The sequence below is a fragment of the Allobosea sp. P4_C6 genome, from assembly GCF_056402015.1.
Map to the genome: position 1 here is coordinate 69,778 of NZ_JBFUIF010000019.1, position 23,111 is coordinate 92,888.

The 23,111-nt window shown below is 64.2% G+C and carries 20 protein-coding genes, 1 tRNA gene and 1 pseudogene; 10 read left to right on the forward strand and 12 right to left on the reverse strand.

Translation table 11 applies throughout. The annotated features are described in order from the left end of the window. Position 1: 1 nt before the first annotated feature. Together AC1DVA_RS15560 and AC1DVA_RS15565 are read right to left on the reverse strand one after the other, a co-directional pair. On the reverse strand, positions 2-610 hold the full coding sequence (locus AC1DVA_RS15560; protein ID WP_476806446.1) for a glutathione S-transferase family protein: 609 nt from the start codon (positions 608-610) through the stop codon (positions 2-4). A 78-nt stretch (positions 611-688) separates the two neighbouring features. Continuing rightward, positions 689-1,681 (reverse strand): LysR family transcriptional regulator, encoded by a 993-nt coding sequence (locus AC1DVA_RS15565; protein ID WP_476806447.1) that lies wholly within the window; start codon positions 1,679-1,681, stop codon positions 689-691. 111 nt (positions 1,682-1,792) lie between these two features. On the opposite strand from AC1DVA_RS15565, the gene AC1DVA_RS15570 reads away from it, so the two are divergent. Beyond that, complete coding sequence (locus AC1DVA_RS15570; RefSeq protein WP_476806448.1) at positions 1,793-2,398, forward strand: FMN-dependent NADH-azoreductase; 606 nt, start codon at positions 1,793-1,795, stop codon at positions 2,396-2,398. A gap of 76 nt (positions 2,399-2,474) precedes the next feature. Next, positions 2,475-2,815: pseudogene (locus tag AC1DVA_RS15575) on the forward strand (ABC transporter permease); the annotation flags it as partial. A gap of 19 nt (positions 2,816-2,834) precedes the next feature. Here AC1DVA_RS15575 and AC1DVA_RS15580 read toward each other — a convergent pair. Genes AC1DVA_RS15580 through AC1DVA_RS15595 form a run of 4 tightly spaced genes read right to left on the reverse strand, consistent with a single transcriptional unit; the run spans position 2,835 to position 7,008 of the window. After that, on the reverse strand, positions 2,835-4,268 hold the full coding sequence (locus tag AC1DVA_RS15580; RefSeq protein WP_476806449.1) for an amidohydrolase family protein: 1,434 nt from the start codon (positions 4,266-4,268) through the stop codon (positions 2,835-2,837). 14 nt (positions 4,269-4,282) lie between these two features. Next, the gene (locus AC1DVA_RS15585; RefSeq protein ID WP_476806450.1) at positions 4,283-5,308 is read right to left on the reverse strand and encodes an ABC transporter substrate-binding protein; all 1,026 of its coding nucleotides are present in this window, start codon (positions 5,306-5,308) and stop codon (positions 4,283-4,285) included. Between the two features lie 37 nt (positions 5,309-5,345). After that, positions 5,346-6,122 carry an ABC transporter permease gene (locus tag AC1DVA_RS15590; protein ID WP_265051331.1) on the reverse strand — a complete coding sequence of 259 codons (777 nt, stop codon included), beginning with the start codon at positions 6,120-6,122 and terminating at the stop codon, positions 5,346-5,348. A gap of 1 nt (position 6,123) precedes the next feature. Next, positions 6,124-7,008: an ABC transporter ATP-binding protein gene (locus AC1DVA_RS15595; protein ID WP_476806463.1), complete on the reverse strand. Its 885-nt coding sequence runs from the start codon at positions 7,006-7,008 to the stop codon at positions 6,124-6,126. 124 nt (positions 7,009-7,132) lie between these two features. Between AC1DVA_RS15595 and AC1DVA_RS15600 the strand changes: the two genes are divergently transcribed. Together AC1DVA_RS15600 and AC1DVA_RS15605 are read left to right on the forward strand one after the other, a co-directional pair. Beyond that, positions 7,133-7,885, forward strand: coding sequence for a GntR family transcriptional regulator (locus AC1DVA_RS15600; RefSeq protein ID WP_476806451.1), 753 nt, complete (start codon positions 7,133-7,135; stop codon positions 7,883-7,885). Between the two features lie 219 nt (positions 7,886-8,104). Next, entirely contained in the window at positions 8,105-9,346 is a 1,242-nt protein-coding gene (locus AC1DVA_RS15605) for an amidohydrolase family protein (RefSeq protein WP_265051328.1), read from the forward strand. A gap of 508 nt (positions 9,347-9,854) precedes the next feature. On the opposite strand, the gene phhA is transcribed toward AC1DVA_RS15605, so the two are convergent. The 3 genes from phhA to AC1DVA_RS15620 all read right to left on the reverse strand — a co-directional run bounded on the left by phhA (position 9,855) and on the right by AC1DVA_RS15620 (position 13,877). After that, a complete protein-coding gene (phhA, locus tag AC1DVA_RS15610; protein ID WP_476806452.1) occupies positions 9,855-10,730 on the reverse strand; it encodes a phenylalanine 4-monooxygenase in 876 nt (291 codons plus the stop codon). A 1,512-nt stretch (positions 10,731-12,242) separates the two neighbouring features. Continuing rightward, positions 12,243-12,485 carry a hypothetical protein gene (locus AC1DVA_RS15615; protein ID WP_442864865.1) on the reverse strand — a complete coding sequence of 81 codons (243 nt, stop codon included), beginning with the start codon at positions 12,483-12,485 and terminating at the stop codon, positions 12,243-12,245. A gap of 327 nt (positions 12,486-12,812) precedes the next feature. Beyond that, the gene (locus AC1DVA_RS15620; RefSeq protein ID WP_476806453.1) at positions 12,813-13,877 is read right to left on the reverse strand and encodes an AI-2E family transporter; all 1,065 of its coding nucleotides are present in this window, start codon (positions 13,875-13,877) and stop codon (positions 12,813-12,815) included. A gap of 523 nt (positions 13,878-14,400) precedes the next feature. Here AC1DVA_RS15620 and AC1DVA_RS15625 point away from each other — a divergent pair. Further along, complete coding sequence (locus AC1DVA_RS15625; protein WP_265051325.1) at positions 14,401-14,733, forward strand: potassium channel family protein; 333 nt, start codon at positions 14,401-14,403, stop codon at positions 14,731-14,733. A 141-nt stretch (positions 14,734-14,874) separates the two neighbouring features. Here the strand turns inward: AC1DVA_RS15625 and AC1DVA_RS15630 are convergent, their stop codons facing one another. Beyond that, positions 14,875-16,206 (reverse strand): DUF2252 domain-containing protein, encoded by a 1,332-nt coding sequence (locus tag AC1DVA_RS15630; RefSeq protein WP_265051324.1) that lies wholly within the window; start codon positions 16,204-16,206, stop codon positions 14,875-14,877. Between the two features lie 535 nt (positions 16,207-16,741). Between AC1DVA_RS15630 and AC1DVA_RS15635 the strand changes: the two genes are divergently transcribed. From AC1DVA_RS15635 to AC1DVA_RS15650, 4 genes are all read left to right on the forward strand, one after another. Further along, a complete protein-coding gene (locus AC1DVA_RS15635; RefSeq protein WP_476806454.1) occupies positions 16,742-18,256 on the forward strand; it encodes a phospholipase D family protein in 1,515 nt (504 codons plus the stop codon). Between the two features lie 178 nt (positions 18,257-18,434). Beyond that, on the forward strand, positions 18,435-20,132 hold the full coding sequence (locus AC1DVA_RS15640) for a SulP family inorganic anion transporter (RefSeq protein ID WP_476806464.1): 1,698 nt from the start codon (positions 18,435-18,437) through the stop codon (positions 20,130-20,132). Positions 20,133-20,330: 198 nt separating this feature from the next. Further along, positions 20,331-20,627, forward strand: a complete 297-nt coding sequence (locus tag AC1DVA_RS15645; protein WP_476806455.1) for an ATPase inhibitor subunit zeta — start codon at positions 20,331-20,333, stop codon at positions 20,625-20,627. 450 nt (positions 20,628-21,077) lie between these two features. After that, positions 21,078-21,154, forward strand: a tRNA-Arg gene (locus AC1DVA_RS15650). Positions 21,155-21,247: 93 nt separating this feature from the next. Here the strand turns inward: AC1DVA_RS15650 and AC1DVA_RS15655 are convergent. Continuing rightward, positions 21,248-21,517 carry an ATP dependent DNA ligase gene (locus AC1DVA_RS15655; RefSeq protein ID WP_476806456.1) on the reverse strand — a complete coding sequence of 90 codons (270 nt, stop codon included), beginning with the start codon at positions 21,515-21,517 and terminating at the stop codon, positions 21,248-21,250. A gap of 730 nt (positions 21,518-22,247) precedes the next feature. Further along, positions 22,248-22,469 (reverse strand): hypothetical protein, encoded by a 222-nt coding sequence (locus tag AC1DVA_RS15660; RefSeq protein ID WP_265052912.1) that lies wholly within the window; start codon positions 22,467-22,469, stop codon positions 22,248-22,250. Positions 22,470-22,713: 244 nt separating this feature from the next. Between AC1DVA_RS15660 and AC1DVA_RS15665 the strand changes: the two genes are divergently transcribed. Then, positions 22,714-22,977: a hypothetical protein gene (locus AC1DVA_RS15665; protein ID WP_476806457.1), complete on the forward strand. Its 264-nt coding sequence runs from the start codon at positions 22,714-22,716 to the stop codon at positions 22,975-22,977. The last annotated feature ends 134 nt before the right edge of the window (positions 22,978-23,111 follow it).

The window sequence follows — 23,111 nt, forward strand, 5'->3', positions numbered from 1 at the left end:
GCTATTCGCGGTCGATCGGCCAGGCCTTGAAGACGTCGAGCGCCTCGCAGGCTCGCGCCTGCTCAACCAGAGCCGGCCACCGCTCCTCCGGTACGAATTCCGGGATCACGAAACGGCAGAAACCCCAGGCGATGGCGGCGGCGATGTCGCTCGGCAGCAATTCCGGCCCCGCAGAGAGCTCGCCCTCCTTCGCAGCCGCATCAAGCAGATCGAGCGCCGTATGCAGCTGGGTGACGATCCGCTCCTGCCAGGGGGCATAGCGCTGCGCCTCCGGCCGCTTGCGCTCGTATTCGACCGAAACCGCCTTGTCGGCGGCGACGATGCCGATGCCGGTGAGCGACAGGTCGCGCCGGCGGGCCACGCCCTCGATCGGACGCAACGAGCGGCCGGCCACATCCTCGAAATGCTGGATGATCAGCAGGGATTCGCTGATGACGATGCCATCGTCGGTGACCAATGTCGGCGCCTTGATCAGCGGGTTGATCTCCCGGAAAGCGTCCATGTGCCGGAACACCGAGACCGAGCGGTGCTCGAAGGGGACTTCCAGCAAGGTGCCCGTGATCGCGGCGCGGCGGACATAGGGGCTATCGAGCATTCCGACGAGCAGCATCGCTTCCTCCAGATGAGACCGCGGGAAGAGTGCCGAAACCCGCCAAGGAAACCACGCGAATTCGCGTGATGCGCGAGATCACGCCACTTGATATTCCGGCTCCGCGGCGGGCGTGAGCTGGCCGCTCAGGGGTTCGTCCAGCCTGATGCCGCGCTGATGGGCCTCCATCTGACAGGGGTCCCAGTAAGGCGTGCCGCCGAAGCGCTCGACGAGCAGATCGATCAGCACCCTGACCTTGCCGGGCACATAGGCTCCCGGCGGGCGCACGACATACAGCGCGCGCGTCGGCATCGGATAGTCCAGCAGGATCGGCTCGACCGCGCCGGAGCGGATCCCATCCGAGGCGATGAAGGTCGGCAGGACGGCGAGCCCAAGGCCCGCGATCGCCCAGGCGAGCAGCGTGTCGCCGCTGTCGGAATGCATGCGCCCCGCCGGCCGCTCCGAGACCCAGCGCTTGCCGGCGCGGAAGACCCAGTCCTGATCGGCCGTGCCGCTATAGAGCAGGCAGTCATGGTCGTGCAGATCGGCCGGCGTCGCCGGGCGCCCCCGCCGCTCCAGATAGGCCGGGCTGCCGACGACGGTGGCGTGGACCGGTGCGATGCGGCGCGCGATCAGGCTGGAATCCTTGAGGGAGCCGATGCGGATCGCGGCATCGAAACGCTCGCCGATCAGGTCGACATAGCGGTCGCTCGCCTGCACGTCGATCTCCAGCCGCGGATAGGTCTGCGCCAGATCGCCCAGCAGCGGCGCGACATGCCTGTTGCCGAAGGTGAGCGGCATTGCGAGCCGCAAACGGCCCGCGACCCCGCCCGCCTGCTGCGCCACGGCCTCGCGCGCCTCGTTCAGCTCGGCCAGGATGCGCTCGCTGCGCGCCTTGAATTCGAGCCCGGCCTCGGTCGCGCTCACGCCGCGCGTCGTGCGGCTGAGCAGGCGCGTGCCGAGCTCTTCCTCCAGCCGGCTGACGCGACGGCTGACGATAGACTTCGCCACACCGAGGGTCTGCGCCGCCCGGCCGAAACCGCCGGCATCAACCACGGCAATGAAGCTTCGGATATCGTCGAGCTCCGCCATCGGCGTTCCTCCTGCAGCAACAGTCTGGTCCCTATTATGGCGGTTCTAGTGCGGTTCGTGAACCACTACCTTGCAGGCCATCGAGATCATTCCGACACAGGAAGCATCATCATGGCCACCGTCCTCGTCCTCAACAGCAGCGCCTCGGGCCCCGACTCGGTATCGAAGCAGCTCGTCCGAAGCACGGTCGAGCGCCTGCGCAGCCAGAACCCCGGCGTGCATGTCGTCGAGCGCGACCTCGACGCCAACCCCATCCCGCATCTCAACGCCGAAACGACGGCTGCGGTGCGTGCCGGCGTCACCGAGACCCCGGCGCAGCGCGAGGCGCTCGCCCTCTCTAATGCGCTGGTCGATGAGCTGAAGGCCGCCGACACCATCGTCATCGGCGCGCCGATGTATAATTTCGGCATTCCCTCCACCCTGAAGAGCTGGTTCGACTACGTGCTGCGCGCCGGCGTCACCTTCCGCTACAGCGAAGCCGGCCCCGAGGGCCTGCTCAAGGGCAAGCGCGCCATCATCGTCGAGAGCCGCGGCGGCCTCTACAGCAGCGGCCCGGCCCAGGCGATGGACTCGCAGGAGCCGCATCTGCGCACGATGCTCGGCTTCGCCGGCATCACCGAAGTCACCTTCATCCGCGCCGAGAAGCTCGGCTACGGCCCGGAAGCGCGCGAGGAAGCGATCCGCAACGCCAACGCCGAGCTCGCCCTCGTCGCCTGAAGACGACACGAACAGGAAGCCCCGCATCGGACAACCGATGCGGGGCTTTTTTTGTCTGCGTCCTGTGGCCGCCGATCGGCTCGAGGAGGCCGCGCGCGATCTCGGAGCAACGCCGCGGCGGACATTATGGCATGTCATCGTGCCGGTCATCCTGCCGTCGCTGATCGGCGTTGGCCTGTTCGGCTTCACGCTGTCATGAGACGAGATTGCCCTGACATCGCAGACGGTTGGCGAGAAGAACATGCTGCCGCTCGAATTGCAGGCGCTGACCTCGACGGTGACGACGCCAAAATCTATGCGCTGGGGACCATCACCACCGGCGTCTCCTTCGTGGTGATCGAGTTGGCACTGATCGCGATCCTGCTGCGCGCCCGGCAGGCCAGGCGCGGTTCGGACGCCGGGAAGAGGCTTGTCTAGGGGCTCAAGCGCCCACCGCCTATCCGCAGCAACCGGGCTCGAACCATGAGGCGGTGGCGGCGGCGAGCGCCGGCCAGGCGGCTTGCAATCCCCGGTAGCGCGGCAGGTTCCTGCGAAACAGAGCGCGCAATTCGGCTTCCATCCGCTCCAGTTCGATACCGGTTGGGCACCCGTCCCTGACGATCGTCCGGCCGGCCACGACGACGTCGCGCACGCAAGCCGTGCTGCCGCGCGCAAACAGCAGGTCAAGCGGATCGACCGGCATGATCGCATCGCGGTCGAGATGGTCGAGGTCGATCGCCGTGAAATCGGCCGCCGCGCCCGCGACCAGCGCGCCGGGGCCGGGAGCGCCGACAGCCTTGCGCCCATTTCGCACCGCCAGCGCCAGGAACTCGGGCCGGCTCCAGTTGCGCCGGAAGCCCACGCCGTCATGTGCAAGCTGCACCAGCCGCATCTCGCGCAGCACGTCGTCGTCCTCGTCGAGCGCGCAGCCGTCGACGCCGACGGCGATGGCGCAGCCTCTTGCATGGGCTTCGGCGATCGGCCCTAGCCCGGAATGCAGATGCAGGTTCGAGCTGAAATTGGAGACGATGGTGGCGCCGGCCTCGGCGATCAGATCCAGTTCATCGGACCTGGCATGGACGCAATGGGCCAGCGTCAGCCGCTCCGACAGCAGACCGATATCCCTAAGGTAGTGCAGGATGCCGTTGGGAAAGGCCCGGTCGGCCCATTCACGCTGGTAGACCGTCTCCAGCAGATGCATGTGCACGCGCCGGCCGGTCGCGGCCGAACGTTCGGCGATGGCCTCGAGCAGGGCCGGCGAGCACCACTGCACGCCGGCCGGCCCGAACTGCACGTCGATCATCGGCCCGGCGATGGCGGCACTGACCTCCTCGATCAGGTCGAGATAGGCCGCCGGCGGCAAGGCCGGCCGGATGAAGAGCTCCTCGACCGGCTGCCGCGCCTCGGCTGGCAACGCATCCAGCAGGGCCGCGCTGTCGCCGTAGACGAGCGGATTCTGGTCGCGCACCGCCAGGGCGAAGGCCAGGCGGATGCCGACATCGCCGGCGGCGCGGGCAATCGCTTTCGCCTCCTCGATGATCGGCATCGCGCCGCTGGGGCGGGTGTAGTGAACCATCATCGCGCCGCAGCCAGCGCGCGCGGTCCTGGCGAGCGAGACGGCGGCTGCGAGGTAAGGGTCGGGCGGCGTGCCGAAGGTGGCGCGCAGGATCCAGCTTTCGAGCGGCAAATTGGCAGCGCCGAACGAGGTCATGCTCGGCCGGGCATGGTCATGCGCGTTGACCAGTGCCGGGATGATCAGCCGGCGCCCGCCCGCCGGCGCAACCTGCCCGCTCAGGATCGCATCGATGACGCCATCCGCGTGCCGAAGCACGGCATCCGCGACGCTGCTCTCGCCCGTGAACAGGGTCGTCGCGAAGGCCGTCTCCCTCATTGCGCCCTCTCGTCTCAGTTGGCGGTGTAGACCAGCTCGCGTTCCGCCTTGGCCGGCAGGAAGGCCCGCGAGAAGATTTCCTCCGGCTTGGGCGTGCGGCCGAGCTGGTAGCCCTCGACGATGATGCCGATGGCGCGCGCCATGCGGTCATCCTTGGTGTCGCCGATGCCGATCTCCTTCATCTCGGGCGAGACGATGAGCTCGCTGAAGGAGTATTGCAGCCGGCGCTTCTCGACCTTCTCGTCGACGAGATTGTCGAAGTTCATCACGCCCTTCATGCCGATGGCCTGGTCCCTGGCGATCTCGATCATCGCCTTGTTGGTGGCGCGCACCAGCCCGGCCACGGCCTGCGGGTTCTCCTTGACCAGCTTCTGCGAGACCATCAGCCCGTTCGAATAGAGATCGAGGCCGTAATCGCCGAACATCAGCCAGTTGAAGTCCTTGTCGGGGTCCTGGCGGTTCAGCACGAGGTTGAAATAGCTGGTGATGTTGAAGACCAGCGCGCCGTCGATATCGCCCTTGATCAGCAGCGGCTCCTGCAGGTTCGGCGCCATGTTGGAGAGCTTGATCTTGTCCATCCCAACATCGTTCTTGCGGGCAAACACCTCGAGCAAGCGCGTCGTCGGCGTGCCCTGCGCGCCACCCAGCGTCTTGCCGACGAGATCGGCCGGCTTGCCCACGCCGGTGGCCTTCTTCGTCACAATGGCGAAGGGCGGCCGGTTCCACATCATGTAGACCATCACCGGCGCCTCGCCGGGCTTGGCCGCCGCGTTCTGGATGATGGCGTTGACGTCTCCGAAGCCGGCCTCGTAGGCGCCGCCCATGATCCGGGTCACCGTCGCGCCGGAGCCTTCGCCCTGGTCGATCACGACGTTCAGCCCCTCTGCCTTGTAGTAGCCCTTGTCGCGGGCGACGAAGAAGGCGGCGTCGGAGCCCTGGGTCTTCCAGCCGAGCGTGAACTTGATCGTGGTCTCCTGCGCCAGCGCTGCGCCGGCGCAGACGAGGCTTGCAAGGACTGTCGCGGTCAATGTCTTGAACATCGTGGTCTCCCCTTTTTTTGGACGGTGGCGGTGGATCTCAGGCGGCGGCGAGGTCGCCCTTGCGGTTGGCCCAGCCCGTGACGCGCATCTCGATCAGCGAGAAGGCGACGTAGAGCGCGACACCGAGGCCGGCGAGGATGAACAGCCCGGCGAAGACCAGCGGCGTGTTGAAGTTCGACGAGGCCGACATCATCACATTGCCGATGCCGCGATTGGAGGCGACCGTCTCGGCCAGCACCGTGCCGACGAAGGCATAGGTGATCGCGACCTTCAGCGAGGCGAAGAAGAACGGCATCGTCCGCGGCAGGCCGACATTCCAGAGGATGTCGAGCTTGCTGGCGCCGAGCGCCTTCAGCACATCCTCCATTTCCGGTTCGGTCGTGGCGAGGCCGGTGGCGATGTTGACCACGATCGGGAAGAAGCAGATCGAGAGCGAGGTCAGCACGGCGGGCACCGTGCCCGAACCGAACCAGAGCACCAGGATCGGCACGACCGCGACCTTCGGGATCGAGGAGAAGCCGATCAGCAGCGGATAGACCGTGTCATAGGCCGTGCGCGAGACGCCGATCACCGCGCCGAGCAGGACGCCGAGCGCGACACCGAGCACGAAGCCCGCCATCGTCGTCGCCAATGTCTGCAGGATATGCGGCCACAGGATCGGGAACCGCTGCACCAACGTCGCGACCACCTGGCTCGGCCGCGGCAGGATCAGGTCCGACATGCCCGAGATCAGGCAGAACAGCTCCCAGCAGACGAAAAACAGAACGATCAGTGCGGCCGATCCAAGCCTTTGCCTGATGCGACGATCGGCCATGTCAGGTGCCCTCCTCGGGAGCAGGCGCCGAGCGGGCATCGACGATGAGATCGCGCAGGCGCTGGTTCAGGGCGACGAAATGCGGCTCGAAGGTCATCGCGATCGAGCGCGGCCTGGCGAAGGCAACCGCACTGTCGTCGATGATGCGGCCGGGGCGGGCGCTCATCACGCAGATGCGGCTCGCCAGGAAGCCGGCCTCGCGCAGGTCGTGCGTCACGAGCAGCACGGTGGGGCGATGGGCCAGCCAGAGCTCCTGCAGGATCGCCCAGAGCTCTTCGCGCGTGAACTGGTCGAGCGCCCCGAAGGGCTCGTCGAGCAGGAGCATGCGCGGCTCGTGGATCAGAGCCCGGCACAGATTGGCGCGCTGAAGCATGCCGCCCGAGAGCTGCCAGGGATATTTGCCGGCAAATCCGCTGAGGCCGACCTGCGCGAGCAGGGCATGCGCCTTGTCGCGAAAGGCGCCGCGCTTCTCCTTCGCGTAGCGGGCCCGAAACGGCTGGACGATCTTCAGCGGCAGCATGATGTTCCGCTCGATCGTCAGCCAGGGCAGCATCGTCGGGTTCTGGAAGGCCATGCCGATCCGCAGCGCGTTGGCGGCGACCTCCCGGCCGCCGACGACCACAACGCCGGATGTGGGCTTCACCAGCCCGCTGACCAGCCTGAGAATGGTCGACTTGCCGCAACCCGACGGACCGACCAGAGCGAGGAACTCGCCGTCCTGAACGCGCAGGCTCGTCTGCGCCAATGCCGGGACGGCATTCGTCCCGTGTCCGAAGGTGATGCTGGCCTGCGACAGCTCGATCGCAGGAGGCCGTGGGCCGGCAGCCTGCCCTGTGAACGCGAGCGGCGCCGCAACGACGGAAAGTTTGATCTTGGCCGGGCTCATGCAGGAAAGTGCATGCAATCGTGATGCCATCTTGTATCCTGATCTTCGATCAGGCTCGGCCCGGGATTGCGGAGCGTCGAAGCGAGGCGTTAAAGACGGGCTGATTCAACCGCGGATACCGAGCATGGCGCGCGACACGGCCGGGAAGGCATCGTCGGACAAGGTTGGGACGATCTGCCGAGCGCTGCGCCGCGCGATCATCGAGCAGGCGCTGGAGCCGGGCGCCAAGCTGCCGGAAGATGCGCTCGGCGAAAGCTTCGGGGTGAGCCGCACGATCGCACGCCACGCGCTCGGCCAGCTCGCCGCCGAAGGTCTCGTGGAATTGCGCCGCAACCGCATCGCCGTCGTCGCGACGCCGAGCTGGCAGGAAGCGCGCGACACATTCGATATCCGGATCGAGCTCGAACGCCTGGTCGTTCGTCAGCTCGCGGGCAGGCTTGGCAAGGCCCAGCTCGCGGCCTTGCGCGCCCATGTCGACGCCGAGGATGCGGTGCGCGGCGGCGCTGACGCGGTATCGATCCGCCTCGCCACGGAATTCCACATCCTGCTGGCAACCATGACCGAGAGCCCGATCCTGATCCGCTATGTCAGCGAGATCGCCTATCGGTGCTGCCTGACGCTATCGCTGTTCAGCCGGCCGCATTCCTCCGAATGCGCAATCAACGAGCACCGCCTGCTCATCGATGCGCTGGAAAAGGGCAATACGGAGCAGGTGATGAGCCTGATGCACCACCATCTCGATTCCGTCGCGGAGCGGGCTCTTGTCGCCCAGGCCAAGCCGCGCGGCCGCAACATCGTGGATATCCTGGCGCCCTATGCCGAACCGCCAGCTGTCCAGGCCATCTCGCGCAAGCGGCCGCTGAACGCAGCCGAATAGCCGCGGACATATGGGCGCTGGTGTGACAGTGCCCTCCCGACAGTTGTTTCGGACAAGCCGCACCGTGTGACACCTGCGGCCGAACGCATGCCGGTGAATTCCAGGTCTGCCGGCATCTTGCGGCGGCCCGTGCTCAGCGAGCCCGGCGGCGCGCTACTCCGGCACACAAAGTGCATGCAAGTTTTTTGCACAATTGAATGCCGGTTCCCAAGCATCCGAATGCCCACGCACAACGCCCTTGATCTCGTCTTTCGCCAAGCTGTCATTCCTGGGCGCGACGAGCCGCTCGACATCGGTGTCAGCGCCGGACGAATCGCCACGATCGCGCCACGCCTCGTCTGTGACGCACCCGCGATCGACGTCGCCGGCCGCACCGTCATCGCAGGCTTCGTCGACAGCCATGTCCATCTCGACAAGGCCTGCCTGCTCGATCGCTGCGGGCATGTTCACGGTGGGCTCGGGGATGCGATCGCGGCGGTCGCCGCGATGAAGCGCGCGTTCACGGAGGCGGATGTCTACAAGCGTGGCGCGCGCGTGATCGAGAAAGCGATCGCGAAAGGCACGACCCGCATGCGCACCCATGTCGAGGTCGATCCGCGAGCGGGCCTGCGCAGCTTCACCGCCGTCAAAGCGTTGAAGGCCGATTACGCCTGGGCGCTCGATCTCTCGATTTGTGTCTTTCCCCAGGAAGGGCTCACCAATGATCCCGGAGCCGAAGAGCTGCTGATCGAGGCCCTGCGGAACGGCGCCGACCTGCTGGGCGGCTGCCCCTATACCGACACCGATCCGGCGGCGCAGATCGATCGGCTCTTCGAACTCGCGCAGGAGTTCGATGTGGATCTCGACTTCCACCTGGATTTCGACCTGGACCCCAGCTGGATGCATCTTGAGGAGGTCTGCCGCCAGACCGAGCGACATGGCTGGGGCGGCCGGGTCGCGATCGGGCATGTCACCAAGCTGTCGATGGTGACACCGGAAGCGCTTGCGTCGATCGGGTGCCGGCTCGCCGAAGCGGGCATCGCGCTGACGGTGCTGCCCGCGACGGATCTTTATTTGACGGCGCGAGAGCTGACGCACGCGAAGCCGCGTGGCGTGACGCCGGCCCACTTGCTCGTCGACCAGGGCGTGATCTGCTCGGTCGCAACAAACAATGTCTTGAACCCTTTCACGCCGTTCGGCGACGCCTCCCTGCTGCGCATGGCCAATCTCTACGCCAACGTCGTCCAATGCGAGCCGCCGCTCTTCGAGCGCTGCCTCGATCTCGTCACGTCCCTTCCGGCCAGGCTCATGCGACTCGACGACTACGGCATCGCCCCTGGCAACCCCGCCGACCTCATTGTCCTCGATGCCCCCACGCCGGCTGACGCACTCGCCGAAATCGCAGAGCCCGTCATGGGCTTCAAGCACGGCCGGCTCAGCTTCGAGAGACCTTCGGCACGACTGCACGCGCTGGCGCGATGAGACCCGCAGGCGATGTGAGGCAGATAGGCATATCGGGCGCAGCCACACTCGCGGCGCGCCCGACACGTGAGCCGTTCTACCAAGCCGCTCGCTCATAAGAATGGCTCCCATCCGCTGCGAAGTTACTCGCCGGTTGCGCAAGCCTGAGCGCGCCGCTAGCGAAGCACGCCCGCAATGAAGAGACGCGAAAGTGCGCGCCGTCCCCGTATCCCAACGCAACGCGCCAGGAGCGGCCTCTGGCTTGCCGCTGGAACGAGGACCTCCGCAGCGCCGCAGCGACACGGCCGCAAGCGAGCTTCCTCGGATGTTTGAAGAACCTGCAGGCAAATGGCCAGAGATCGGCCGAAAGGTTGCAACGGGTCCGTCAGTCCTTCTACGGATCCCTCACAAGCGTGCGCACTTCGTTGGCCTCGGCGTGCGTGGGAGAACAGTTCTTGTCCCGCCCCCAAGAAGCCCTTCAAGGCCGGCACTGCCACGCTTGAGAAGCTCGCTGACGTTGGATTAAGCCTCACTTCAGCTTCGCTTTCGCTACCGGGAAATCGCGCCAGAAATGGCCGGTGCCTTTCCGGATGACCACGTCCTGCGGCAGGATGTCGAAGGGCGTGTGGGCCGGCAGAGCGCGCAGTTCCTCGAAACGCTTGGTGAAATCGGTGCCGCTGAGCAGGTCGAACAGGTCCTCGAAGCGGTCGATGACGAAATAGGTCGCCTGGAAATCGTCGATGTAATAGCCGGTGCGCAGCACGCGCTCCAGATTGAAGGCCACGTGGTGGGCGGAGGGGTCGTCCACCACGTATTTTGCCTCGCCGAAGGACGAGACGATGCCGGCGCCGTAGATGCGGATCCCCTCGGGCTTGCGGATCAGCCCGAATTCGATGGTGTACCAGTTGAGGCGGGCGAGGAACTTCACCCCCTTGGTCTCGACGGCGACGAGCCCGATGCGGCCATATTCGTTCATGTAGTCGGCATAGGCGGGATTGGTCAGCAGCGGCACGTGGCCGAAGACATCGTGGAAGACGTCGGGCTCCTCCAGATAGTCGAGCTGCTCGCGGCTGCGGATGAAGGTGCCGGCCGGAAACTGGCGGTTGGCAAGCATCTGGAAGAAGGGGCGCGACGGGATGAGCCCCGGCACCGCCACCACCTCCCAGCCGGTCAGCCGCCGAAGCCGCTCGTTCATGCGCGCGAAATTCGGCACGCCTTTGGGGCCGATGCCCAGCGCGGCGAGGCCGTCGAGATATTCCTGGCACACATGGCCACTCAGGGCCCGCTGCTGACGCTCGAACAGCGCGCGCCAAATGGCGTGGTCCTCGGGGGTGTAGCGCTCCCAGCCCTGGTCGATGATGCAGTCCTCGACCGTCTGCGCGGTCAAAAGAGCATGTCCGGGCATCGCGTTCTCTCCTGAGAGCCGGCCCCAACTCCGGCTGCGGGGCTCCGCATCGCCATAACGCGCGACATGGCCTCGCAGATCCGGCAGCGCCGGGAGCGAAGCTAGAATACGCCCTTGGCGGCCGGGCGCGAAGGACGTGAAGGGTGTGGAGCCGCGATCCCTCCCTGCAGGAGAGGGCGGCCGCGCTCGACTAGCAAACCAGACTGCCCAAGAGCTGGCGTTCCGAGAGTCTGAAAAGGCCCAGTCCCGGAAGCTCTGCGTTCCAAAGATCAACGTGCTCATCACTGCCTCGCGCGACCATGAAGAGCAGCGCATAGGTCATCGCTGCCGTCGGAGTACCGCTCGCGAATCCGACAGATGCGACGCGGAGAGGGTGCAGGACGCCGTGTCCGGCGCGCCGTATGACGGCGGCGATCGGAAACTTCATCGAATGGTTCGACTACGCGCTATATGGAGCAGCGGGCGGGCTGATCAGAACCGGCTCTGATTTGACCTCGTGCGCAAGCCCCTTGGGCCCTGGACCAGAAAGTGAGCGCCGTCGGCGTGTTTTGAACGCGACCCAATCCGCCTTGTGTAATGCGCCTTAAAGGCCAATAGTCAGCGATCCATGAGTGACGCGGATAGCTTCTCGCCGTGGTTTGCCATCGCAGGTGAGGGCTTCAAGCACGTTGGTCTGGAGGGGCGAGGGGGCGGGAAAGCGGTTCATTGAACCCGAGGAGACCGGCCATGAGCGAATTCTTGAACTCGGCAGGGACGACACGTCGACGCGGCCTTTTCTTCTTGTGGTCGGCGGTCACCTTGGCCTTCGCGGGGGCTGCTGCGGTTTTGACGGCATCGCAATCCCAAGCTCAAACCAGCGGCATGGAACGACGCGGGGATCGGCGCACTGGMCGGGACGTTCGRCGCACTGATCGGCGTACTGGCCGCACGACGAGGCGTGAAGAGCGCCGAAACTGAGTGAGCGACCGAACTGTCGCATCGGCACTGAGCGTCCTGACCGTTCAACTCACTTGTTCGGACATGGCGCGTTGGCGAGCCCCCCGAAAGGCGAGAGCGAAAGCGCCTGGGCGAAACCATGCTTCGAACGCACTAGCGGCAAAGCCGTACTCGATAAGCCACATTCAGCCGGAAAAGCCACTGGGCGGCCGCTTCCGTCGCGGAACGCTCCAGAACGGCGGCAACTTTCGCGAACGCACTCGCTGCCGGCTTCATTGAGGCCGGCAGCGAGCCGAAGACGCGGATGCTCGCGACCAGAGCGCCGGTCCGAAAAGTGGAGTGCGATTTTTGGGAAAGCTGATTCAAAAACAAAGCGCTGCAGCATCGGACTGAATACGATATTCAGTCCGATGCTGTCATGTCGCGCCGGCGGAATTGCTTCTGGCATCAGCGGCCGGCGGCAACGCAGCCATGCGAAAGGGCTACCCGGCCGGGCCGCCACGTTACGAGCATGCGCCCAGGCTGCCAGCGGCCTGATCTCAGAGCGCTGCAACGCGGCTCGGTCGCCGCCAGGCGTCAGCGGCGAACGCCGACCCTGTTGACACCGCCATTGCGATTTCCCGGACGAGGCGCGGTGACAGCGCCAACCCCGCCGGGCCGAGCGACCAGACGCACGCCGGGCCGCGCGATGCACCCACTGGGGTAACCGATATAGGTGCAATAAACGACGGCATTTGCGGTTTTCGTTGTCGCGGCAAGGCCAGTGAAGGCGATGCCGGCCGTGGCCATAGCGAATACGGCAAGTTTCATCTTTGTCATTTTGGGTGTCCCCAGGATTTTGAGGAAAACAAGCGCTCGCAACTATCAACCCTGTCACTATCGCAGCGGCGCGAACATTGTACCTGAGTACATGAGGTGTGCAGCACATCCGGATCAGCGCCATTCGCTCCGGCAATGTATGGAGGCGGAAGAAGATGGTGCCAACCGTCAGCACCGCTACGACGAGGAGCATCACCATCGCGACCGTGAGATAGTCCGGTATCTCACGGCGCCGTGATGCGCGGCCTTTCACGGAGCCCGTCAGGCGCATGTGCAGTGCTGCCCACGATCGAGGTAAGACGACACAAGGACCCGGAACGACGCGATTCACACCGGGTGTTGCTGCAGCCATTCCAGCAGCAACACGTAGCTGACGGCCAGAAGCACGGGCCCGACAAATAGCCCGAGGAGCCCGTCAACGATCATGCCGCCGATGACACCCATCAGAATGACCGGCATCGGCACATTCAGCCCTCTGCCGAGCATCAATGGTCTGAGAATATTATCGCCGAGACCGACGCCGATATTCCAGATCAGAAAGATGACCGCTGGCTGCGTTGCCTCGTGAATGAAGACATAGCCGACCACAGGCAGCGTCAGCAAAATCAGCGGCACCTGCATGATGCCCAGGATGAGCGCAATAAGCGTCAAGGGGCCGGCTGCCTGAATTCCGATGGCGAAGAAGCCCAGGCCTAACAGCGATGACTGGATCAGAGCCACGCCAACCACGCCGAGCCCCACGCCGCGGATCGTGGCTGCGGTCAGCGTGACCAGTTGCTCCGCGCGCTCGTTGCTCCCTGTGACGCGTGTCAACAGACGATGAGCGAACGTTGCGGCCTCCTTCCCGTAGAGAATGAGCACCCCGGCAATCGCGAAGGACAGTACGAATGAGAGTTCGCCAACGGCAAGGCCACCAGCAAACGTAGCCAGCCACGCCAAGGGCCCGCTGAGCAGGTGACCGTACTTTGCCAGCGCCGCGGGCAAGTTGGAGGCGACGAGTGCCCAGATCTCCGTTAGTTTCTTGCCGATCAAGGGGGTGCCATCGAGCCATAGTGGTGGCTGTGGAATGGAAATGTCCTGGCTCTGCAAGGTCGAGATCAGCGAATAGAGCGTCGTCGCAAGCGACGTCACCGCAATCACCATCGGGCCCAGCATCAAGACGACGCCAATAAGCCCGATCAAAAGCGCCGATCCACGATTTCCCAGCCGCGGCATCAAGCGCAGATGGAGCGGATAGAGGATCACTGCGAGGATCGCCGACCAGATCAAAAGGAATGCGAAGGGAAGCACGATCCGTGCGCAGGCATAGACCAGCAGGGCAACCAGACCGACCCGAATGGCATTATCGATCATGGTCGATGAGCGACCAAGGTTTGGAGCCTTCTCGTCCATCGACCTGCCCCCCGTATTGAGTTCCCTGCAAGAGCCGGCGCGATGTACGGTCGTCAGCCCAACCATTCTGGATCAGGTTGGAGTTGCGAGGAGAATGGGCTGGATCTCCGGTCGGCTCAGCGGGGCAAAAGCTCTAGATTCCTGCCCGTCAGATTGGCCGACCATCTTGGCTCTTCTGCGACGCAATACACAGTACAATGAATGTAAGCCCTGTAAACAGGGCATTGGGCCTGCCGCGGCTTTCTCACGACAGACGCAACTCTTGCGCCGGATGATGCGCGTCCGACTCGCCTAGCGGCTGACGAAAAGTCAAACGCTCTCCAACACGCTCGTCAGAGCGCCGACGGCCCCCCATCATCGTGCGGTTGTCTTAGTCTATGCGAAACGGCATCCTTGACCAGCGAATACAATCACTAGACAGTTCAGGCTTGCGGCGCCTCGCTCATGGACGCCCTCCGATTCACCGAGTGGCGGTAGTCTTTCTCGACCGGTCTGTTTGCCCAATTTTACGGGGTCTGATCCGATGGAACCCAAAGAGAAACGGCGCGCCTTTTTCTTCGCCTTCGCGCAACAATTCCGTGTGGTCGGGCCAATTCTGTCCGGAGTCGTGGTTGTCATGGCCGCGATTGGCTTGGTGATCGGACGCATCGAGGATTGGAGGATGGGCGAAGCGCTCTACTTCACGTTCGTCACCGGACTTACGATCGGTTACGGAGATTTTGCGCCCAAACATTTCAGCTCGCGCGTGCTCGCCATCTTCATTGGATTCTCCGGCATCGTTCTGACCGGGCTTGTCGCGGCAGTCAGCGTCGAGGCACTCCGCGCGACGGAGATCGATTCTATCGACAAGAAATAAGGTTCACCCCGCCAATCCCCATGCCGCAGCTTGGCCTGCCCCTGAAAAACGACCCTCCGTGAAACAGGCTTTTGAGGCTTGGCAGGATGTCGCTATGGCGCAGAAGAAGCACAAGCCCGAGGAGATCGTCGCGCTGGCGGGCTAGGCGTCCAGATAGGCCTTGACCTTGCCCTGGCGCACGGCGGCCTTGAGGGCGGCATGATCGCGCTCGGCCTGGTCGGCATAGCTCACGGAGAAATCTCCCAGGGCCTCATCGAACTGGTCGTTGGATCCGAGATAGCCGCTAATGCCGGCAGCGTTGCCGGCGACGGCATGGGCGCGTGCCAGCACCCAGCCGCAGGCGAGGGCGTAGCTCAGGAGCAGCTCCGCGTCGAAGGTCACGACAAGCGGCTTGATCTTGGCGTCGCGCAACTGGCGCACATAGAACTGCTTGCCCGAAAGCTCAGCGGTGACCCAGCCAAGGAACAGATCCGACGCAGGCTGCATCAGGCGCTGCCCGACGACGACACGCTGGCCGTGCTGGGAATAGGCGCTCGTGCCGGCATAGGGCTCCAGCACCGAGGTCACCGCCTCCTTGAACTGCAGGAACAAGGGGTCGTTGCAGGACGACATCATCAGGACAACCCAGCAGCGGCGCCCGACGCTGCCGACGCCAACGACCTTGATGGCTGCGTCGACCAGATGATAGCGGTCGAGCAGGACGCGACGGTCCTCTGACAGGGTCTCCCGGTAATCGCGGAAGATCCGCTTCAACTGCTCCTCGAAATCCGGACCACGCGATCCCTCGGGATGGTAGATCAGGGGCGGCATGTCGCGAATGCGGATGCGGCCGCCCACCATGTCCGTGATCTTGGGAAAATCGGTTTCAGAGCCGTCCTGCTGGGCCGCTTTCGCGATCCGCTTCTGGATCCGGCCACGTTCTCGCGCTGGCGCCAGGGAGACGAGATCGTCACCGGTGACGCGCGCGTACCAGACGTCGAGCGGATGCATTTCCGCGTAAGTGGCAAGGTGCCTGCGGTAGCTGCGCACGCAGGCGATGGCGGTGTCACGCGCCGTCCTGGCCGGCAATCCGATCGACCGGGCTGCGAGGACGAACGAGGTCGCAAGCCGCTTGATGTCCCACTCCCAGGGGGCCGGAAGAGTCTCGTCGAAATCATTGATGTCGAAGAGGATGTTGCGTTCGGGCGTGGCAAAGCCCCCGAAATTCATCAGGTGGCAGTCGCCGCAGGCCTGCACCTGCATTCCGGTGTTCGGCGTGGTGCTGAGATCGGCCGCCATGATGCCGGCCGACCCCCGGTAGAACGCGAAGGGCGACTGCAGCATGCGCCCATAGCGGATGGGAACGAGTTCGGGAATGCGATCGGCATCGGCAGCCTGCAGGAGGGCGAGCGGGTCGGGGCGGCTTCCATTAGGCGCCCATGTCCTGTGCTGTGGGCGCGAAACGCGATCACGGAGCGCCTTCCCGGCCTTCATCCGCTCCGCCAACGACATCTCTTGCGTGAATTCGTTGGGTGGCGGCTGATTGGTAGGGATCGCGTCGGCGCTGGCGCCGTAAACGACCTCCAGCTGCGACCTCTTCGGCGACGCGAGCCTCTCCGATCTTGCAGACATGAGGCCCCCACACAGGAAATAGCCGGCGCAATCTTTGCGTAACGTACGCCTTTTTGCGCGTTCGAGAACAGGCTTTGAGGCCATGATGTCACCGAATTGTCGGATCGTGGCGCGCGCCGTCCCCTGCTGCGGGGGGCGGGCCGGGCGCGACGACCGCCGCGCCGGCCTGGGCATCCTCCGCGGCATCGGCCCCGATTTTCCGGCCCGAACCCACTTGCCCGCGGCTTGTGCTTGACGGATTGCCTAGGCCGCGCTTGTCTGCCAGCGAGGGATGGTGGAGAGCACCATGCGCCGCGAAAAGCCCAGCCCGATACGCTCCGATCCATTGGGAACCGGCCGTTTTGCGGGGGCGGTCCGGCCTCGGTCACCGGGCGCGCGCGCAATCCCACGCAGGATCGTGAATTGGCTGGGACGGGTTCTCAACGGCCGTGCCGCCCGCCCTTGGTCCGACGATCAGCGCAGCGCATCGACGGCGTTCGGGGATCCCGCTTCGACCAGGCTGGGACAATCCTTCGGCGCGGCCGCCGCCGAGCATCCCGGCCTCTCCGGCTTCAGCCTCCTGATCCACGGGCGCGAGGCCTTCATCGCCCGTCTCGCGCTTGCCGACATGGCCGAGCGCAGTCTCGACATGCAGTATTATTCCTGGGACGGCGATATCACCGGTCGGATCATCGTCGATAGCGTGATGAAGGCGGCCGATCGCGGAGTCAGGGTCCGCCTTCTCGTCGACGACGCTTTCTACAAGGCCAGCGATGCCGTCAAGGCCGCGCTCGACGCTCACCCCAATGTCGAGATCCGCCTGTTCAATCCGGTGACAAATCGGCGCTGGTCAGCGCTTGATTACATCGTCGATTTCGGCCGGTTGAACCGCCGCATGCACAACAAGCTGATGGTTGCCGACAATGCTGCGGCGATCGTGGGCGGCCGCAATATCGGTGACATCTATTATGGCGTGAACACGATCGCCAATTATCGCGATCTGGACGTTTTGGCGGTCGGGCCCGTCGTCCGCAATCTGTCCGATGTCTTCGACCGGTTCTGGAACAGCCCGTCGGCCGTGCCGATCGCGGCGCTCGTCGAGCGCAGTTATGGCGCTGCCGATCTCGATGCCATCCTCATTCGCCTGCGCGGGGAGATCGACGCGGCCAAATACCCTTATCCGATCGACCAGGACCTCGACGAACTGGCGGCCCAGAGCGCGGAGCTTCGCGATAATCTCGTCTGGGCACAGGGCCGGGTCATCGCCGACGATCCGGAAACCATCGCGCCGGGCATCGAGAGCGACCATGTGGTTGCGTTCATCCGCGGGCGGGTCGCCGAGCTGAAGCAAGAACTGCTGGTCGAGACGCCGTATTTCGTTCTGCCCGCCAGGGCGCAGGCAACCGTCAAGGCGCTGCACCAGCGCAATGTCCGGGTGCGCGTGTTGACCAATTCGCTGGCTTCGAACGACATGCTGCCGGCGCATTCAGGCTACGCCAAGACCCGCAGGCGGCTGCTGGAGAACGGCATGGAGCTCTACGAGCTGCGCCCGGATACCGACGCCTACCGGCCGGGCTGGTCGCTCCGTTCCGGCCGGTCACCCGCAGCCTTGCACGCCAAGGCCATGGCCTTCGACCGCGAGGCTGTGTTCATCGGCAGCTTCAACCTCGATCCGCGCTCCGCCGTGATCAACACCGAAGCCGGGCTCTATATCGAGAGCCCGGAGCTGGCGGAAAGGCTGGTCGCCTACATGGCCACGGGCGTCGTGCCCGCCAACAGCTACCGCGTTCTTCTTGCCCCGAATGGCGGCATCGTCTGGGAGACGGCGCGGGATGGGCAAAGCGTCCATTATCGCGACGAGCCCGAGACCCGCTTCCGCCGGCGTCTCGGCGCGGACCTGTTGAAGCTCCTGCCGATCGACTCGCAACTCTGATGCGGTGGAAGGCCCGGCTACCTCGTTGGAGCCGATTTCATACGACGGAGGAGGTCTCCTGAAGTGCGCGTAAAAGCTAGGTTGAAGTACTGCAGTAGACGTTGGCGGCGGTTTTAGTCAGGATGCTCGGCTCCCTTTGCGTATTTCAAGCTTTCGAGCTTGTGCGATGGCGGTGTCAATGCAGGCTGCTTCAATGCACGGGAACCACTTGAATGCTGGCGGGCTCCGCTTCGACGTCGTCGCGGGGCTTACCGCGGCCGCCGTCGTGCTGCCCAAGGCCATGGCCTACGCCACCGTGGCGGGCCTGCCCGTACAGGTTGGTCTCTACACCTCCCTCGTGCCGATGGCCGTCTACGGATTGCTCGGCTCCTCCCGCGTACTCAGCGTCAGTTCCACCACCACGCTTGCGATCCTCACTGGCGCCCAACTCGGTGCAGTGGTCCCGGACGGCGACCCGACCAAGCTGCTCACTGCGACGGCGACGCTGACGGCCCTGGTTGGCGCCTTGTTGCTTCTCGCCAGGCTCCTGCGCCTGGGCTTCGTCGCCAATTTCATCTCCGCGCCGGTACTCACAGGCTTCAAGGCCGGCATCGGCCTCGTAATCCTGCTGGACCAGGCGCCCAAGCTCTTCGGAGTGCACATCACAAAACAGTCCTTCTTTGCCGACATTCTGAGCGTCGTGCGCGCGCTTCCGGAGGCGTCACTGCTGACTGTCGCGGTAGCGGCGGCGACTGTGATCGTCCTGATCGGGATGGAGCTTCTCAAGCCGCATTCGCCCGCCCCCCTCATCGCAGTGGCCGGCGCGATCGCAGCCTCGTGGATCTTTCACCTGGGCGCTCAGGGCGTCTCTACCGTGGGGCATATACCGCAGGGCCTTCCGTCGTTGACGCTCCCCAATCTTGCGCTCGCACTGCAGCTGCTGCCGGGAGCGTTCGGGATTGCCCTGATGAGTTTCACCGAAACCATTGCGGCAGGCCGGGCTTTTGTTCGTCCGCGCGATCCTCCGATCAATGCCAATCGAGAGTTGGTGGCGACAGGCGCAGCCAATCTTGTCGGCTCCTTGCTTGGCGCGATGCCGGGCGGCGGCGGCACGTCGCAAACAGGCGTTGTTCGCGCAGCGGGCGGGAGAACACAGGCGGCCTCGCTGGTGACTGCGGCGGCGGCTCTTGCAACCATGCTCCTGTTCGCGCCTTTGCTCGGCCTCCTGCCGAATGCCACGCTGGCAGCCATCGTCATCGTCTACTCAATTCCTCTTATCCAGCCGGCGGAGTTCAACGCCATTCGCCAAGTGCGCACGATGGAGTTCCGCTGGGCGATTGTCGCAACCCTTGGCGTCCTGATCTTTGGAACCCTTCAGGGTATTGTCATCGCGGTCATCCTGTCGCTGATCGGACTGGCCAGCCAGACTTTCCACCCCCGGGTTACGGTGATCGGCCGCAAGCGTGGAGCCGACGTGCTCCGCCCTCTTGGACCTGAAAACCCCGATGACGAAACCTTCGAGGGATTGTTGATCGTGCGGCCGGAAGGGCGGCTCTTCTTCATCAATGCACAGGATGTGGTTGATCAGATCGCCGCTCTCGTTGGTCAGCATAAGCCGCGGGTCCTCGCGCTCGACCTCAGCCGCGTTCCGGACATCGAGTATTCGGCCCTCCAGATGCTGCTGGAAGGCGAGAGACGGATGGCAGAACAGGCTGTCACAGTCTGGTTCGTGGGCCTGAACCCTGGTGCGCTCGAGGTCATTCGCCATGCAGGCCTGGACACGTTGCTTGGCCCAGACCGGTTGCTCTTCAACGCACGCGGTGCCATCGAACGCTACACGGCGCTGAACTCGCTAACCGTCAACGCTGCCGGGTTGGTTCCTGAGCCAAAAGCGTGAGAGGCCGCTTTCCAATCGGCTTTGTTGACACCATCCTGAAGCTACATCGGTTCCAGCGATGCAATCCATCGGGCCACGGAGCTACAGCGGAAGGCGCATTCACCGGCCGGCAATCGGAGAATTTCGAAGGACCAGTTCAAACGATGCGCAGAGGACGATCCTCCGCAACAAGCTCCTCGCAGGTGGGCCGCTGAGAAATTGGCAAGCTCGGGCCGGGACGCCGATGCCTATTCGGACGACTTTGCCAGGGGCACGGTCGATCCCGAGCGCAGTGACCTGTTCAGCAAAATCCGCAAGGACTTTGACGCCGCGGGCGTTGCCCAATCGGACGAGCAAATCCTGCGCATCATGACCAAACTCATGCTCAAAGGGGGGGAACTTCATGCCAACAACGCTGCGAGGTTCCCGCGATGCCGCAGCGGTGATGCTCACGCGCGATCTCCCGTCGCGCTGAGGTCGGCTGTCGATTGCCCGTATAGCGCTACGGGATGCTAACCTGATGAACGGAATGGCATGGCCGACTGCAGGCCACTAAGCGCTTTTGGGCCAGGCAAAATTCAGACATGGCGACAGCCCGCGTATTGCCAAGCCGACGTCCGTAGAGCTCGACATGCCCCCTTCTGGCTGTTGAACTGAGCTCGAACCAGAATGCCTGAAAGCGGACATGGTCAGAGTCCGGAAAGGGCCATTAGCGGCGCTGCCTTCCCGGATCGTTGCAAAAAATTGGTTGCGCTTCGGTTCTGCCGAGCGGCGTGATTGCCAATTCTGTGGCTGGCCCCAGTCCCGGCGTTATGCACGGGTTTGGTTGCCGGCGCTCATCAGCCACACTCGCGGCGCGCCCGACACGATTCGAACGTGTGACCTTTGCCTCTTCGGGCATGTGCTCCTTCGCAAAATCCCGCATTGCCGAAGCGGCGGGGATCGGCTATCCAGCCTTCACGGTTAGCGCCCGTAGCTCAGCTGGATAGAGCGTTGCCCTCCGAAGGCAAAGGTCACACGTTCGAATCGTGTCGGGCGCGCCAATAAAATCAGGTACTTACACCGACGTCGGCGGGATGCGTTCGGACCCGGGTAAGCAATAGGTAAGCGGGCGGCGAATTTTCGCGCAGCTGAGCCTATTCCAGCGCATACACGTCGGCAGCATCCTCTCCTTCGCGCAGGCCCTTGAACGACGCGTGCCGAAGCTTGCCGTCGTCGGTCCACGCACGGAACTCGACTTCCGCCCCCAGCGCCGGCTTTAACCAGCGATAGGCCTGGCGACGCCCACTCCGGCTGATCGCCGGCTTCAGGATAACGAGTTCGTCCATCTGCTTGCGGAGCGCGGTCGCGCTGGCGTGGCTGAAGCCGGTGCCGACACTGCCGACGTAGACCAGCTTGCGAAGCACCTTGCGCGTAGGGACATTCTGATGTCCTCCCGGTAATTGAAACAACATCACCCTGGATTTGCGSGCTTCTTCACCACTCCTTCCTCTCACCTGAAAGATACGTATCCGATCACGCCGAGTATCACGGCTGTGAGAGCGGCCAGTACGAACAGCGCCGGCATTTACGTCAGCGGCCTCCCGGTTTAGGTGGGCCTTTGACGTCAATCCRCGTGCCAGCGTCAGAGGCGGACGGACGCGTCAGCCAATGCAAGGCGACGAAGTATCCTCCCACTGCGGTGAAGGTGGCGATCGTCGCAAAAATTCGCATAGCTTCTCCTTTCAGGCCCCTTCTCCAGTCCACGCACCTCGGTGCGACGGCCATCAACGCAAGCGCCTCGTCTCAGTTCCTAATTAGAAGAAGTAAAAATGGCCCTGACCGACCAGCATTTTAGCTGCGGAGGGGAAGCAAAGAGGCCCGGCCCCMTTTCGGAGTGCCGGGCCYRTGACCGTCGTCGCGCGCGGGCGAACGGCCGCTTYTGAATTCCATGGTCTACCGGCCGATCGGTGCCGCCGGTACATCCGCGGCTAACTTCCCGATCGGCGGGAGAAGGGAGCCGAGTGCTGGGGGGCTGTACCGGCTCCCTTCGGTAACCATCTGGGCAGGTGGCCACCACAACCATCGCGGGTCACGTCGCGATAGTAGCACTTCCAAAACGAGGTAGCGGCAGCGGAGTTCCACCGACGCAAACGCTCATACAACGAGGGAGCGTCGAAATCGCTCGATCGCCCGAAGCGTCAGATCGTCCTCATCCTCCGCAACTGCGACCAAGCTTGCCACGATGTAAGCCAGCTTCGTTCGATCTCGCTGGTCAAATGCATCGGGAGTGGTCGATCGGATCTCGGACCAGGCAGCATCAAGCGCGGCTTGCGCGCGGGCCAGGTCGACCGGGTCGCTCAGCGATGAGAATGGCATGGCTCCTTCCTCCGCCATGGGTACGGGCGAGAATCTATGCCTCTCGACTGGAGGCAATATATTTTGACATAACAAAATCCCCGCCTGCGCACGCAAGCGGGGTAGTTCGCTCAAACCGAAAGGAGACCTTTGGCCAACCGCGATGCGAAGCCAAGGCTCCCCGGCCGGAATGGAAAAGCCCCGCCCGCCGTAGCGCCGAGAGCGGATCACGGCGTCCGTAACCAGACTGAACTGGGAGGCGACCATGAGTAGGACGACCGCCATCATCGCCGGCCTGACGCTCGCAGCTCTGGCGGGCGATGCAGGGGCGCAGCAGTCGCAGCAGACCTTCCGCGACAGTTCCGGGCGCGTCACAGGCCGCTCAACGACCGACAGCCAAGGCAACCAGACCTTCTACGGCCCAGATGGCAGGACGACGGGGCGCGCCTCGACCGACAGCCAGGGGACGACGACGTTCCGTGATTCCAGCGGGCGCATGACCGGGACGACCACCGGCCCGCGACGCTGATCGGCCTCAGCGGATGAGCTTTATGGTTCGATAATGTGCCAGAGAGCTGACGTTGAATGGGGCATACAAGGGTGGTTTCCGGGCATTCCTCAAGGCCGACCGGCGAGGCTGGGTCGCGCATTTGCGGACATTGT